This window comes from Pseudomonas syringae group sp. J309-1 (assembly GCF_032582135.1).
GTDB classification, from domain to species: Bacteria; Pseudomonadota; Gammaproteobacteria; order Pseudomonadales; family Pseudomonadaceae; genus Aquipseudomonas; species Aquipseudomonas quasicaspiana.
Genome location: NZ_JAWHNU010000007.1, coordinates 151,355 through 164,639, shown reverse-complemented (window position 1 = coordinate 164,639; position 13,285 = coordinate 151,355). Strand labels below are relative to the sequence as shown.

Here is a 13,285-nt window from a genome sequence, read left to right as displayed (position 1 = left end):
CCCTCCTCCTTCCCCCCGCTCTCCTCTCCCCCCCCACCCCCCCCGCCTCCCACAGTGTTATGCATTACTCAATAAGAGCTACGCCCCATCCGGCAGGCGATTTCGAACGCCTGACGAATCGCGCCAACATTGGCTTTGCCCTGCCCGGCGATATCAAACGCGGTGCCATGCGCGGGCGTGGTAATCGGAATCGGCAAACCACCCTGCACCGTCACGCCACGGGAGAAGCCCATCAGTTTGATCGCGATCTGGCCCTGGTCGTGATACATCGTCACCACCGCATCAAAGGCACTGGCATCGCCTTGCACCTTGAGGAAAATCGTGTCGCCGGGATACGGGCCATCTGCTGCAATGCCCTGCTCCTGTGCGGTTTTAACGGCAGGACCGATGATGTCCAGCTCTTCACGGCCAAACGAGCCATTGTCGCCGTTGTGCGGGTTGAGGCCACAAACGCCGATACGCGGACGCTCCAGGCCGTTGCGTTTAAGCGCGGTGTCGATCAGACGAATCGCTTCGACCACGCGATTCTGGTTGAGCATGCCCGGCACCGCGGACAGCGCCACGTGGGAAGTCACGCGGGAGGTCCATAGGTTATCCAGCACGTTGAACTCACAGAACGGCCCGTCGAAACCCAACAGCTCGGCAAACCAGTGCAGTTCGTCGCTGTGAGCCATGCCCGCCATGTGCAGCGAGGTCTTGTTCAGTGGCCCGAACAACACGGCGTCGGTGGTTTTTGCGGCGGTCAGTTCGACAGCGATTTTCAGCGTATCCAGGCAATAGCGCCCACCGATCACACTGGCTTCGCTGCGCGGGAATTCCCCCACTGCATCGCCGCGATAGTTGAAGAACAACGGCGTGTCGTCAGTGAAAGTCAGGTCTTGCAGAGACTGCACCTGACGATAGGGAAACTCCTTACCGGCGATCTGCATGCCGCGCTGCATTTCGGCTTCGTCGGCAATCAGGATCACCTGCGCCTGGCTGCGCACCTGCGGCTCGGCCAGAAGGCGGGCAATCAACTCAGGACCAATACCGGCCGGATCACCCAATACCATCGCAATTCGAGTCTTGCTCATGCTTGATTCCTCATCTGTTCGGGCCACGTCTGTGCAGTGGCTGAAGGCTCGCAACGGTAGATACGTCGCGCATTGCTGTAAAAAAGCTGCTGCTGGTCGGCGACAGGCAAATCGCGAACGATCTGTTTGAAGCCGCTGTAGATGTCGTCGAACGAGCCGCACAGGCTGTCCACCGGAAAGTTACTGGCGAACATCGCCCGGTCTGCGCCAAACATGGCGATGATTTCCTGAACGATCCACGCGTTGTCCTCGGCCCGCCACGGTTTGCCTGGCAGCCCAAGACCGGAAATCTTCACCACGACATTGGGCTGCTCGGCCAATTGGCTCATGGCAGCGTGCCAACCCGCCAGGCCTTGCTCGCTGCGATCAGACGGCAGCCCCGCATGGTTGAGAATGATCGTGGTATCGGCGAAGTCTCGCGCCAGCTGTTCAGCCTCGGGGAGATTCCACCAGGGCGTCTGCAAATCGAAATGCAGGCCCAAACCGTGAAGAGCGGCAAAACTGCGCCGCCAGTGCTCGTCGCTCATCAGGCTCAGCTGCGACCCCACCTGTTCAGGTGATGTCGGCCCTCCAGGCTTGTGCCTGACGCTGCGCACGCATTTGAAAGCTGCCTGAGCCTTGAGAAGGTCAAGCGCGACCGGATGATCCAGCCAGGCCTGCGCAACGATGGCGTTGGGCACCCCGTAGCGAACGGCCAGTTGCTCGACAAAGCGCGTCTCGCCAATCGGGTCGCGGGGGTCCCATTCCGTTTCGACGTAAACGGTTTGCACTACGTGATGCTCACCGGCGTCGGCAAAATACTCTGGCGGCAGGTAACGACGTTTTATCGCGGAATAATCACCGTAGCGAAACGGGATATTGGCTTCCGGGGCCAGCCACGGATGGTGATTGACCTGCGGGTCCCAGAAATGATGGTGGGCATCGACAATCGGCCCGCTCCACAACTCAGACATCCGCCACCTCCTGCTGCCCATCCAGGCTGATAAACAAGGTGGCCAGAACAAACAGTGCCGCGCAGAAGGCAAAGAATGCGAGCACTGCGCCGAAGCCACCGAAGAACTGCAGGATCACGCCAACCAGAATCGGCACAAAGATCCCGCCGATACTGCCCGCCAGATTCATCACACCGCCGATCAGGCCGACACGGGCCGGTGCGGCCAGCAATGCCGGAAAACTCCAGTACAGGCTGCCCCACATCAGGAAGAACGCAGTCATCGCCAACAGCCCGACCGCCGCGAACGGGTTGCTCAGGGTTGGCAACATCACCAGAGCGGCCAGGGCAATCAGCCCGGAAAAGGTCAGCAAACCTTTGACCGCCAGCCCTCTGCGCACGCCTTTGCGAATCAGGCCGTCACACAGGAAACCACCGGTCAGCGAGCCCAGCGCGCCGCAAATAAAGATAACGAAGGTTGCTGCGCCAATGCCTTTGATATCAAAGCCACGAGCCTGAGCCAGATAGCTCGGCCCCCAGGTCAGCAGACCGAAATAGACCATTGCCCAACTGGAGCGTCCGACCAGCAGGCCGGTCAGCGAACGAGCGGCAATGCCCAAGCCTTTGACCGGCGCACGGGCGGCCTCGGCGGCAGGCGTCGCGCGGCCCGCATTAATCTTGTCCAGCTCGGCCTGATTGACCTGCGGGTGCACCGACGGATCATCACGCAGATAACGCCAGGACACCCAGCCCAGCAGTAACGTCGCGACACCGGCAATAACGAATGCCATGCGCCAGGAGTCCAGCGTGGCAATCAGGTAGGCAATGATCAAACCGCCTAGCGCGACACCCAACGGGCTGCCGCTGTCCATCATGACAGCGCCACGGCTGCGCTCGCTGGGGGCCAGCCACAGGGAAATCAGCTTGCCGCCAGACGGAAACAACGGCGCCTCCGCCGCCCCGAGAAACATCCGCGCAAACAGCAGCGAAACGCCGCCTGTTGCGAATCCTGCCAACACCTGGAAAGTCCCCCATAAACCGGTGGACCAAGTGATGACGCGACGCGGACCGAAGCGGTCGATCATCCAGCCACCGGGAATCTGCAGCAGCGCATACGCCCAGAAGAAACTGCTGAGGATCAGGCCCTGCATGCTCGGCGACAGCTCGAACTCTTTGGCGATGGTGGGCATGGCGATGGACAGGGAAACCCGGTCGATGAGGTTGACCATGGTCAGCAGAAAGATGATGGCAAAAATCCGCCAGCGCACCGAAGTGGCTCGCGCGGTAGTGGCAACCGCCGGATTGCCGGTAACGGCAGAGACACCTGCGTCAGGCAGATGCACGGGTGCACTGGAACGATCCATGGTGCTTACCTCGTTTTTTATTATTGTTGTAGGTGTTGCTGTGGCGCTCACTATCAGAGGCGAAGCGATAACCGTCTAATCAAAAAAATACATACGGTGATAACTGTCAGATATAGGAACTCGTAGGAGCGCGCTTGCCCGCGATTCGATTTCAAAACCAGCCTGCCTGTCTCTACAAAAACGCCCTCGCGGGCAAGCGCGCTCCTACAGAATCGTGGCCCTACAGGTCATCAGATCGATATGTGTCAGCCGACCTGCGATAACCCCAGGCTATCGGTGTATCTGATGTTTTGAGTAGACGCCACCGCAATAGCTTCCCACACTCGACCCAAGATTTGCCGGTCCCTGCATCAGGCAAATCGCTCAAAAAACAATTACAAGAAATAGAGGTTTCATCATCATGCGAACCGCATCCCTTCGACGCGTGTCCCGTCTTCTGCTCGGCTGTTCCCTTGTTTGCGCTGGCACCCTTCCCGCTCTGGCCAATGCCTGGCAACCCGACAAGAACGTTGAAATCATCGTCGCCGGTGGCCCTGGTGGCGGGACTGATCAGCTCGGCCGTCTGATCCAGTCAATCATCACCACTCACAAGCTGCTGGACGTCAACACCGTGGTCCTCAACAAAGGCGGTGGCAACGGGGCCGAGGCGTTTCTGGACCTCAAAATGTCCGAAGGTGATGCCGACAAGCTGGTGATCGGCACCAACAACATTTACCTGCTGCCGCTGGTCTCCAAGCTCGGTTATCAATGGCAAGAGCTGACCCCGGTTGCCGCCGTCGCTGAAGACGACTTCATTCTCTGGACCTACAAAGACGCGCCGTGGAAAGACGCCAAGAGCTTCTACGAGACGGTTAAAGCCGATCCATCCAAACTGCGCATGGGCGGCAGCCAGTCAAAGGACGTCGACCAGACCCTGACCTTGCTGCTGAACAAAACCACAGGCAGCAAACTGGTTTACATCCCGTTCAAAAGCGGCAGCGAAGCCTCGACTCAACTGGCCGGGAAACACATCGCCGCCAACGTGAACAACCCCAGCGAAAGCATCAGCCAGTGGCGCGGTGATCAGGTCCAGCCGCTGTGCGTGTTCAGTAAAGAGCGCATGGGCTACACCGACAAAGTCGCCGGGGACAAATCCTGGGCCGACGTGCCGACCTGCCACGAACAAGGCCTGGGCGTTGAGCAGTATCGCTTCCCGCGTACCGTGTTCATGCCAGGCAAAGTGACTGCCGAACAACGCGCGTTCTATACCGAACTGATGCGCAAAGTCTCCGAAGCCCCTGAATTCAAGGCCTACGTCAAACAGAACGCACTGGTGCCGACCTTCCTCGAAGGCGACCAACTGAGTGCCTACATCCAGCAGGACACCGCCCGCGTTACGCCGGTGTTCAAGGACGCAGGCTGGCTGCGCGAGTGAACTGACTGATCAGGCCCCACTGCCGGGTGTTCGCCCGGCAGTTATATCTGGAGGTGTTCCATGCCCCATTCTTCTGAAACATCTGCGCTGGTCGGCACTCGCTGGGTCGAGCTCGGACTGGCGTTGTTTACCCTGCTGATCGGCGCAGTGGTGATGTACGGCAGCCTTGAGCAAGGTATCGGCTGGGGCGACGCTGGCCCCGAGCCGGGTTATTTCCCGTTCTACATCGGACTGCTGTTGGGCTGCGCAAGCCTGGGCAATATCGTCCTCACGCTGGTGCGCTGGCAGGCACTGAACATCAGCTTTGTCAGCCGCAGCCAGTTTGCTCAAGTCCTGTCAGTGTTCATTCCCATCGCCCTATTCGTCGCAGCAATGCCCTTCACCGGTATCTACATGGCTTCGGCGGTGTTCATTGCCTGGTTCATGTGGCGTGACCGGGTTAGGGCCAAGCCTTACGGCAAACTGATGATCTGCTCGGTATCGGGCGGCGCGGTCCTGGCCAGCTACCTGATCTTCGCGCTGTGGTTCAAGGTTCCACTGGACGCAGGTCCGGTGGGTGACTGGCTGGCAATGGCCGGGAGATCGATGCAATGAGTGAATTCGACTCCCTGCTGCACGGCATGAACCTGATCCTCACGCCGGGCCATATCGGCCTGATGGTGGTCGGTGTACTGCTGGGCATTCTGGTCGGCGTATTGCCTGGCCTCGGTGCCCCCAACGGCGTGGCGCTGCTGCTGCCATTGACCTTCACCATGTCGCCGGTCTCGGCCATCATCCTTTTATCGTGCATGTACTGGGGGGCGCTGTTTGGCGGGTCGATCACGTCGATCCTGTTCAATATTCCCGGCGAGCCGTCATCGGTGGCGACCACCTTTGACGGCTACCCCATGGCCCGTGACGGCAGAGCCGCAGAGGCGCTGACCGCCGCATTCAGTTCGGCGTTGATTGGCGCACTGGCTGGCGTACTGTTGCTGACCTTTCTCTCGACACGCATTGCCGAATTCGCCATGTCGTTCAGCTCGCCGGAGTTCTTTGCGGTGTATCTGCTGGCGTTCTGCACGTTTATCGGCATGAGCAAAAACCCGCCGTTGAAAACCGTGGTCGCCATGATGATCGGCTTTGCCATGGCGGCGGTCGGCATGGACACCGTGTCCGGCAACTTGCGCCTGACTTTCGACCAACCGATCCTGATGACCGGGATCAGCTTCGAGGTCGCGGTAATCGGCCTGTTCGGTATCGGTGAAATTCTCTGCACCGTTGAAGAAGGCCTGGTATTCCGCGGCGAACATGCGCGCATTACACCGATGACGATTCTGCGTACATGGGCCAAATTACCGCGCTACTGGCTAACCATTTTGCGCAGCACGCTGGTGGGTTGCTGGATGGGCATTACACCGGGCGGCCCGACGGCTGCGTCGTTTATGGGTTACAGCCTGGCGCGCCGCTTCTCGAAAAACCGCGACAACTTCGGCAAGGGTGAAGTCGAAGGCGTTATTGCACCGGAAACAGCTGACCACGCCGCGGGCACCAGTGCCCTGTTGCCAATGCTGACCCTGGGCATTCCAGGTTCGGCGACGGCTGCGGTGATGATGGGCGGTTTGATGATCTGGGGTCTGCATCCCGGCCCGACATTGTTTGTCGAGCAGCACGATTTCGTCTGGGGCCTGATCGCCAGCATGTATCTGGGCAACGTCGTCAGTCTGATCGTGGTGCTGGCAACCGTGCCGCTGTTCGCCTCGATCCTGCGCATTCCGTTCTCGATCATTGCCCCGATCATCATCATGATCTGTGCAATTGGCGCGTACTCGGTGCATAACTCGCTGTTTGATGTCGGGCTGATGTTGGTCTTTGGCGCCTTGGGCTACCTGTTCAAAAAGCTCGGCTACCCGATTGCGCCACTGGTTCTGGCGGCTGTTCTGGGCGACAAGGCGGAAGATGCCTTCCGCCAGTCGATGCTGTTTTCCGACGGGCAACTGGGCATTTTCTGGTCCAATCCGTTGGCGGGCAGCCTGACCACGGCGGCACTGCTGATGTTGTTCTGGCCGCTGATTTCCAGCGGTATCAGAAACGCATTGGGCTGGCGCACGCGTCATGCAGCCAAAGCGAAATCCGCGCAATGAATGGCAAGGGGCTAGCAAGCCATGACATTTCTTGTCAGGCTCAGCCCCAGACTTTTCCGCGAGACGCGATCATGACCCGTATTCCTGATGCCAACGTGATTCACAGCCGCCTGCGCCTTCGCCAGTTACGGTTGATGCTGGCGCTTCAGGAACTGGGCTCGTTGCGTCGGGCTGCCGACAACATTGGCATGACTCAACCCGCTGCGACCAAGATGCTTCACGAAGCGGAAGACTTGCTCGGCGTCGAACTGTTTGAGCGCCTGCCACGAGGCATGCGCGCTACGCAGTTCGGCGAAACCGTTATCTATTACGCGCGCATGGTGTTTGCCGAATTGAGCGGCATGCGTGAAGAACTGGTTGCGCTGGAGTCCGGCAACCTTGGCCGGGTCGCAGTGGGCGCGATTCCCGCACTGGCTTCTGGACTGCTGACCCGGACCATCGCCGAATTGAAGAAAAGCCATCCGCGTCTGTCCATGAGCATCCAGGTCGACACCAGCGATGTGCTGGTGCAGGCGTTGCTGCAAGATCAACTGGACGTGGTGCTCGGCAGGATTCCCGGCGGTGCTCGCTCCGATGATCTGCTGTTCGACAGTCTGGGCGAAGAAGAACTCTGCGTGGTTGCTGGCGCAAAGCACCCCATGGCCAACGCAACGCAACTGGGCTGGGGCGACATGCAAGACATGACCTGGGTCCTGCAACAGCACCCGAGTCCGATGCGTTCGATCATCAATCAGGTGTTCCACAATGCCAGGGTCGACATCCCCAGCAGTATTGTTGAAACCACGTCGATCATGACCTTGCTGTCGCTGGTGCAACAGACTGACATGCTCGGCGTGACACCTTTGTCGGTGGTCGAGGACTATCCCGGACGCGACTTGCTGGCAGTGTTACCGATCAAATTCGAGGCGCGGCTGCCGCCGTACGGCCTGATTACCCGTCGCCATCGTGTTCAGTCCTCCGCCATGCAGGCGTTCATGAACTCAGTCAAAAGCGAACAACGTCTCGTACGTGGCTAATTACCCGGACTGACCGCGAACTATTTGCCTCCTGCTCCTCTCTACTCCTGCGCTAGATGTACGTCGTTCAACTCCCATTCAGGTCACGCGTCTGACAATCGGACTGGCGCAGCCTGTGGGTAGCAGCGACACTCCTTACAGGATTAAAAGAGGATTCCCACATGCTATGGAAAAAGGGTCGGCGCAGCGATAACGTCGTGGACGCACGTGACGGCAGCAGCGGCGGCGGTGGGATGCGCATTGGAGGCAAGGGACTCGGCATCGGCGGCGTGATCATCATCGTGGCTATCGGCCTGCTGACCGGTCAGGACCCGATGCAGATTCTCGGCCAGCTCACCGGCCAGGCGACACAAGCGCCAACGTCAAGCGAGACCCGCCAGGCGCCACCGGCCAACGATGAACAGGCAGAGTTCGTCCGGTCGATTCTCGGCGATACCGAAGACACCTGGCGCGCTGCTTTCCAACTGGGCGGCCGCCAATATAAAGACCCGACGCTGGTGCTGTTCAGCGGTCAGGTGCAGTCCGCGTGTGGGTTTGCCACCTCGGCCAGCGGGCCGTTCTACTGCCCTGCCGACCAGAAGGTCTATCTGGACATGGACTTTTTCCGCGAAATGTCACAACGCTTCAAGGCCGCAGGCGATTTTGCTCAGGCCTATGTGATTGCTCACGAAGTAGGCCACCATGTACAGACACTGCTGGGCGTTTCGGAAAAGGTTGATGCCGCCCGCCGCAGTGGACAGCGCATGGAGGGCAGCAACGGTTTGCTGGTTCGCCAGGAGCTTCAGGCTGACTGTCTGGCAGGTGTTTGGGCCTATAACGCACAAAAGCGTTTGAACTGGCTTGAGCCGGGTGATATTGAAGAAGCCTTGAATGCAGCCAACGCCATTGGCGATGATCGCCTTCAGCAACAGGGTCAGGGGCGCGTAGTGCCGGACTCGTTTACACACGGGACATCCGCCCAACGGGTTCGCTGGTTCAAAACCGGCTTTGCCCAGGGCCAACTCAACCAATGCGATACGTTCGCCGCCAAGAGCCTCTGATCACATGATGAAACCGCTGCTGATCCTGTCGTTAAGCACCCTTCTGAGTTTCAATGCTCACGCCGAGGATCAGGCGGTCACATCCATCAGCCCGGAGCGCCTGACAATCAATGGCACCCAGGCGACGCTCGGCATGAGCCTGAACTGGAATCAGCCCCGGCCGCAGATCGAGCGTGCAGTGATCGTGCTGCATGGCCGGCTGCGTAACGCACCGACTTACTTGCGCAGCATCGAACGAGCTGCCAACCAGTCGAAGCAGCGCAATAAAACCCTGCTGATCGCCCCGCAGTTTCTCGACGAGAAAGACATCACTGCGCATCACCTTGGCGACAACGTGTTGCGCTGGCATGGCGACCAGTGGATGGCGGGTGAAAACGCGGTTGGACCGAAGCCGGTCAGCTCGTATCTGGTCATCGACCACACTCTGCGTCGCCTGAGCGACAGCAAGCTGTTCCCGAACCTTAAGGAAATCGTCATCGCCGGGCATTCCGGCGGTGCGCAAGTGGTGCAGCGCTACTTGATGATCGGCGGCAAGGAAGACGTGCTGCTGAAAAAGGAAGGCATCAAACTGCGCTACGTGATCGCCAACCCTTCGTCGTATGCCTACTTTGATACCGAGCGACCGTTGCCCGTGACCAAGGCCAGTTGCCCGGGCTTCAACGAATGGAAATATGGTCTGAACGGCATGCCGCCTTACGCGGGCAAAGTCAAAACGGCCGAGATCGAAGACGATTACGTAAAACGCGACGTGACTTACTTGCTTGGTGAGAAAGACATCGACCCGAAACACCCGGCTCTCGACAGGACCTGCGGCGCAGAAGCGCAAGGCTCACAACGTCTGGAACGTGGCGAGAACTTCTTCAAATACCTGCAGAAACGTCATCCACAGGGGCTGAATCAGCATCTGGTGATAGTGCCCAATGTCGGCCACAGCGGCGACGGGATCTTCACCTCACCGCAGGGGCAGGCGGTGTTGTTCAAGGATTTTTGATCTGAACACCAATTTTCTGTAGGAGCTCACGAGCACCGCGAGGCAGCGATAGCTTTTTGTCTGACACACCGCCATCGCTGCCTCGCGGTGCTCTTGAGCTCCTACAGATCCTGTGTTTGTCGCGAGACAGGGCCAGGCTTCTCAGTCAATCCAGCAACGCCCGTATCTCCCCACAATCCTGCGCATGCCAGTCCGCCAGTTCCGGCCAAGGGTTCTCCGGCAGGTTGACCAGGATGGTTTTGGTCCCGGCCGCACGCCCGCAATCCAGGTCAAAGCGGTAATCCCCCACCATGACCATTTGCGCGGCAGGCACCTGCCAGGCATTCGCAAAGTGCAACAACCCGGCGGGGTCTGGCTTATGCGGGGCTTCGTCACGACCGAGGATGTCCTCCACCGCAAAGCACTCCGCCAGACCGATGGCCTCCAGCGTCACATGGGCCAGCTCCCGGGCGTTACGGGTCAGGATGCCCAGACGATAACCGCGCCCGGCCAGTTCGCGAACCAGTTCAACGGCACCGGGCGCAGCTTTGGAAGCGAGAGCCAGCTCACGCTCATGCTCCAACAGCCAGGCATGTTTGGCTGCGGCGACGTCAGCAGGCAACTCCGCCAAATGGCCAAGAATGTCGTGATCCTGCGGGATATCCAGCGCACGTTTGATCGCCGGGAAATCATGGGCGGCCACGGTCAGCGTGCCGTCCATGTCGAATACCCAGTGGCGAATTCCGGAAAGACTCATGCCCAGTCCTTGCGATGACGAATCAGACCTTCCTGGCTGACCGAGGCCACCAATTGCCCGGCGCGGTTGTAGACGCTGCCACGGGAGAAACCACGGGAATTGCCCGCCCAAGGACTGTCCATGGCATACAGCAACCAGTCATCAGCCCGCAGATCGCCGTGGAACCACAGCGAATGGTCGAGGCTGGCGACCTGCATATCTTTCTGCCAGACCGTCTTGCCATGGGGCAACAAAGAGGTGGTCAGCAGATTGAAGTCCGACGCGTAAGCCATCAGGTATTTGTGCATCGCAGGCACTTCCGGCAGCGAGCCGTCGGTGCGGAACCAGATGTACTTAACGGCCTCGGTCGGCTGCGGGTTGTAAGGATCGCTGGCAGTGACCGGGCGAAACTCGATAGGCTTTGGGCAGAGCATCTTGTCGCGCATGTTCTCGGGAATCAGGTGCGCGCGTTGCTGCATCAGTTCCAGCTCTGAAGGCAGGTTTTCCGGGCCGACAATTTGCGGCATCGAGGTCTGGTGCTCAAAACCCTGCTCGTCGTATTGAAACGAAGCACTGCAGGTGAAGATCGGCTGACCTTTCTGGATCGCCGTCACCCGGCGCGTGCTGAAGCTGCCGCCATCGCGAACCCGATCCACCTGATACACCACCGGCAAACCAGCATCCCCCGGACGCAGGAAATAACCGTGCAAAGAGTGCACGTGCCTTGCGTCTTCAACGGTCTGGCTCGCCGCCGACAGCGACTGCCCCAGAACCTGGCCGCCAAACAGCTGACGAAAGCCAAGGTCCTGACTGCGGCCACGGAACAGGTTTTCTTCAATCGGTTCCAGGCTCAACAGCGCAACCAGATCATCCAACACTTGGCTCATTCATTACTCCTCGCACAAACGGTTCGTCCGCCTATCAAGCGTGACAAAAGCTGAAATGATACAGAATTTAACGTCATCAGCCCCTTCAAGCTTGCAGCGTATCCAGCCATTGTTGACGAGTAATGCGATACAGCACGTGAGGCTGCAACGGATGTTCCGGCGGCAGGTTCGGATGTTCGAAGTCATCGACCGGGTCCGTGGTCATGCCGATCACCTGCATCACTTTTTGCGAAAGCTCATTGCTTTGCGCTGCGAACGACACGATCTCATCCACTCCCAGGTGCTCGAACCCACAACCCATAGCCGTCCAGGCCGCTTCGCTGGCGTAACCAAAGCCCCAGTGCTCCCGAGCCAGACGCCAGCCAATCTCAATGGCCGGAGTGAAGTGTGATTCAAAATTCACCACGCCAAGCCCGGTGAAGCCAATGAACTGGCCGGTGTCCTTGCGCTCCAGCGCCCACAAGCCAAACCCCAGCTCAGCAAAGTCCCCGCGTATGCGGCCGATCAGTGCAGCGCTTTCCAGGTAACTCAGTGGCTCAGGAAAATAGCGCATGACATTGGGGTCCGCACACATGTCGGCAAACGCCTGTAAATCGTCATCTCGCCACTGGCGCATCAACAATCGCGCGCTCTCGAGTTTAAGAATCGGCTCCATCGGTTTCTCCATTAACCGGTCAGTCACTGTGTCGGCCAGTGTAGCTTTGCGTTGTTTCACAAAGCTGGGCGTTCAGGGGCAATGCTGGCACTATCCGGCTTCGACCTCTGAACGGACCCGAAATGTCCCTGCCGCTCATCTATCACGAGGATTACAGCCCGGACTTCCCGGCTGATCATCGCTTTCCCATGGACAAGTTCCGCCTGCTGCACGATCACCTGATCGACAGCGGCCTGACCAGCGGCGCTGCCTTGCTGCGACCGCAGATCTGCCCGAACGACATTCTCGCACTGGCCCATGACCCTTCTTATATACGGCGTTACATGGAAGGTGACTTGTCCCGCGAGGATCAGCGGCGTCTCGGCCTGCCCTGGAGCGAGGACCTGGCACGGCGCACGGTACGTGCCGTGGGCGGTTCGTTGCTGACCGCTGAACAGGCCCTCCAGCACGGGCTGGCGTGTCATCTGGCAGGCGGCACGCACCACGCGCATTACGACTATCCAGCCGGATTTTGCATTTTTAATGATCTGGCGGTGATCAGTCATTACCTGCTGCAAAGCGGTCGCGTCGGCAAAGTCCTGATCTTCGATTGCAACGTGCACCAGGGCGACGGCACGGCGCGGATTCTCGCTGATACCGAGGACGCGATTACGGTCTCGCTGCACTGTGAAAAGAACTTTCCAGCGCGCAAAGCCGAGAGCGACTGGGACATCCCGCTGCCGATGGGCATGGGCGATGACGAATACCTGAAAGTCGTCGATGACTTGCTTAACTACCTGTTGCCGTTCTATCAGCCGGACCTGGTGCTCTACGATGCCGGCGTCGATGTCCATCAGGATGACGCCCTGGGCTATCTGAAACTGACCGACGCCGGAGTGGCCGCCCGCGATGAAGCGGTGCTGCGCCACTGCATCGGGCGCAACATCCCGGTCATGGGCGTGATTGGCGGCGGCTACAGCAAAGACCGCCACGCCCTGGCACGCCGCCACGGCATCCTGCATCACAGCGCGCAGAGGGTCTGGGTGTCAGAGGGGTTGTGAATGTCATCGCCTGAACCGACGCCTTCGCGAATGAATTCG

General features: G+C 59.3%; 13 protein-coding genes. 7 read left to right on the top strand and 6 right to left on the bottom strand.

Features of this window, described 5'->3' with window-relative positions:
• Nucleotides 1-68: 68 nt before the first annotated feature.
• From RX972_RS06435 to RX972_RS06425, 3 genes are read right to left on the bottom strand one after another with little or no spacing between them, the layout of a single operon-like run.
• Nucleotides 69-1,073 (bottom strand): 4-hydroxythreonine-4-phosphate dehydrogenase PdxA, encoded by a 1,005-nt coding sequence (locus RX972_RS06435; RefSeq protein WP_255877073.1) that lies wholly within the window; start codon nt 1,071-1,073, stop codon nt 69-71.
• Nucleotides 1,070-2,026, bottom strand: a complete 957-nt coding sequence (locus RX972_RS06430) for an amidohydrolase (RefSeq protein WP_316873433.1) — start codon at nt 2,024-2,026, stop codon at nt 1,070-1,072. Before RX972_RS06430 ends, RX972_RS06435 begins: the two co-directional genes overlap by 4 nt.
• Nucleotides 2,019-3,368 (bottom strand): MFS transporter, encoded by a 1,350-nt coding sequence (locus tag RX972_RS06425; RefSeq protein ID WP_231667661.1) that lies wholly within the window; start codon nt 3,366-3,368, stop codon nt 2,019-2,021. The genes RX972_RS06430 and RX972_RS06425 overlap by 8 nt, the downstream gene beginning before the upstream one ends.
• 400 nt (nt 3,369-3,768) lie before the next feature.
• On the opposite strand from RX972_RS06425, the gene RX972_RS06420 reads away from it, so the two are divergent.
• The 6 genes from RX972_RS06420 to RX972_RS06395 all read left to right on the top strand — a co-directional run bounded on the left by RX972_RS06420 (nt 3,769) and on the right by RX972_RS06395 (nt 9,949).
• Nucleotides 3,769-4,782, top strand: coding sequence for a tripartite tricarboxylate transporter substrate binding protein (locus RX972_RS06420; RefSeq protein ID WP_316873429.1), 1,014 nt, complete (start codon nt 3,769-3,771; stop codon nt 4,780-4,782).
• A gap of 60 nt (nt 4,783-4,842) precedes the next feature.
• Nucleotides 4,843-5,376: a tripartite tricarboxylate transporter TctB family protein gene (locus RX972_RS06415; RefSeq protein ID WP_027900500.1), complete on the top strand. Its 534-nt coding sequence runs from the start codon at nt 4,843-4,845 to the stop codon at nt 5,374-5,376.
• Nucleotides 5,373-6,902, top strand: coding sequence for a tripartite tricarboxylate transporter permease (locus RX972_RS06410; protein WP_316873426.1), 1,530 nt, complete (start codon nt 5,373-5,375; stop codon nt 6,900-6,902). Before RX972_RS06415 ends, RX972_RS06410 begins: the two co-directional genes overlap by 4 nt.
• Before the next feature lie 71 nt (nt 6,903-6,973).
• On the top strand, nt 6,974-7,918 hold the full coding sequence (locus RX972_RS06405) for a LysR family transcriptional regulator (protein ID WP_027900502.1): 945 nt from the start codon (nt 6,974-6,976) through the stop codon (nt 7,916-7,918).
• Nucleotides 7,919-8,079: 161 nt separating this feature from the next.
• Complete coding sequence (locus RX972_RS06400; RefSeq protein ID WP_027900503.1) at nt 8,080-8,958, top strand: neutral zinc metallopeptidase; 879 nt, start codon at nt 8,080-8,082, stop codon at nt 8,956-8,958.
• A 4-nt stretch (nt 8,959-8,962) separates the two neighbouring features.
• The gene (locus RX972_RS06395; protein ID WP_316873424.1) at nt 8,963-9,949 is read left to right on the top strand and encodes an alpha/beta hydrolase; all 987 of its coding nucleotides are present in this window, start codon (nt 8,963-8,965) and stop codon (nt 9,947-9,949) included.
• A gap of 145 nt (nt 9,950-10,094) precedes the next feature.
• On the opposite strand, the gene RX972_RS06390 is transcribed toward RX972_RS06395, so the two are convergent.
• The 3 genes from RX972_RS06390 to RX972_RS06380 all read right to left on the bottom strand — a co-directional run bounded on the left by RX972_RS06390 (nt 10,095) and on the right by RX972_RS06380 (nt 12,206).
• Entirely contained in the window at nt 10,095-10,685 is a 591-nt protein-coding gene (locus RX972_RS06390) for an HAD family hydrolase (RefSeq protein ID WP_316873422.1), read from the bottom strand.
• Entirely contained in the window at nt 10,682-11,551 is an 870-nt protein-coding gene (gene tesB, locus RX972_RS06385) for an acyl-CoA thioesterase II (protein ID WP_027897894.1), read from the bottom strand. The genes RX972_RS06390 and tesB overlap by 4 nt, the downstream gene beginning before the upstream one ends.
• Before the next feature lie 85 nt (nt 11,552-11,636).
• A complete protein-coding gene (locus RX972_RS06380) occupies nt 11,637-12,206 on the bottom strand; it encodes a GNAT family N-acetyltransferase (protein ID WP_027897893.1) in 570 nt (189 codons plus the stop codon).
• Between the two features lie 122 nt (nt 12,207-12,328).
• On the opposite strand from RX972_RS06380, the gene RX972_RS06375 reads away from it, so the two are divergent.
• Entirely contained in the window at nt 12,329-13,246 is a 918-nt protein-coding gene (locus tag RX972_RS06375; RefSeq protein ID WP_316873418.1) for a histone deacetylase, read from the top strand.
• Nucleotides 13,247-13,285 lie beyond the last annotated feature (39 nt).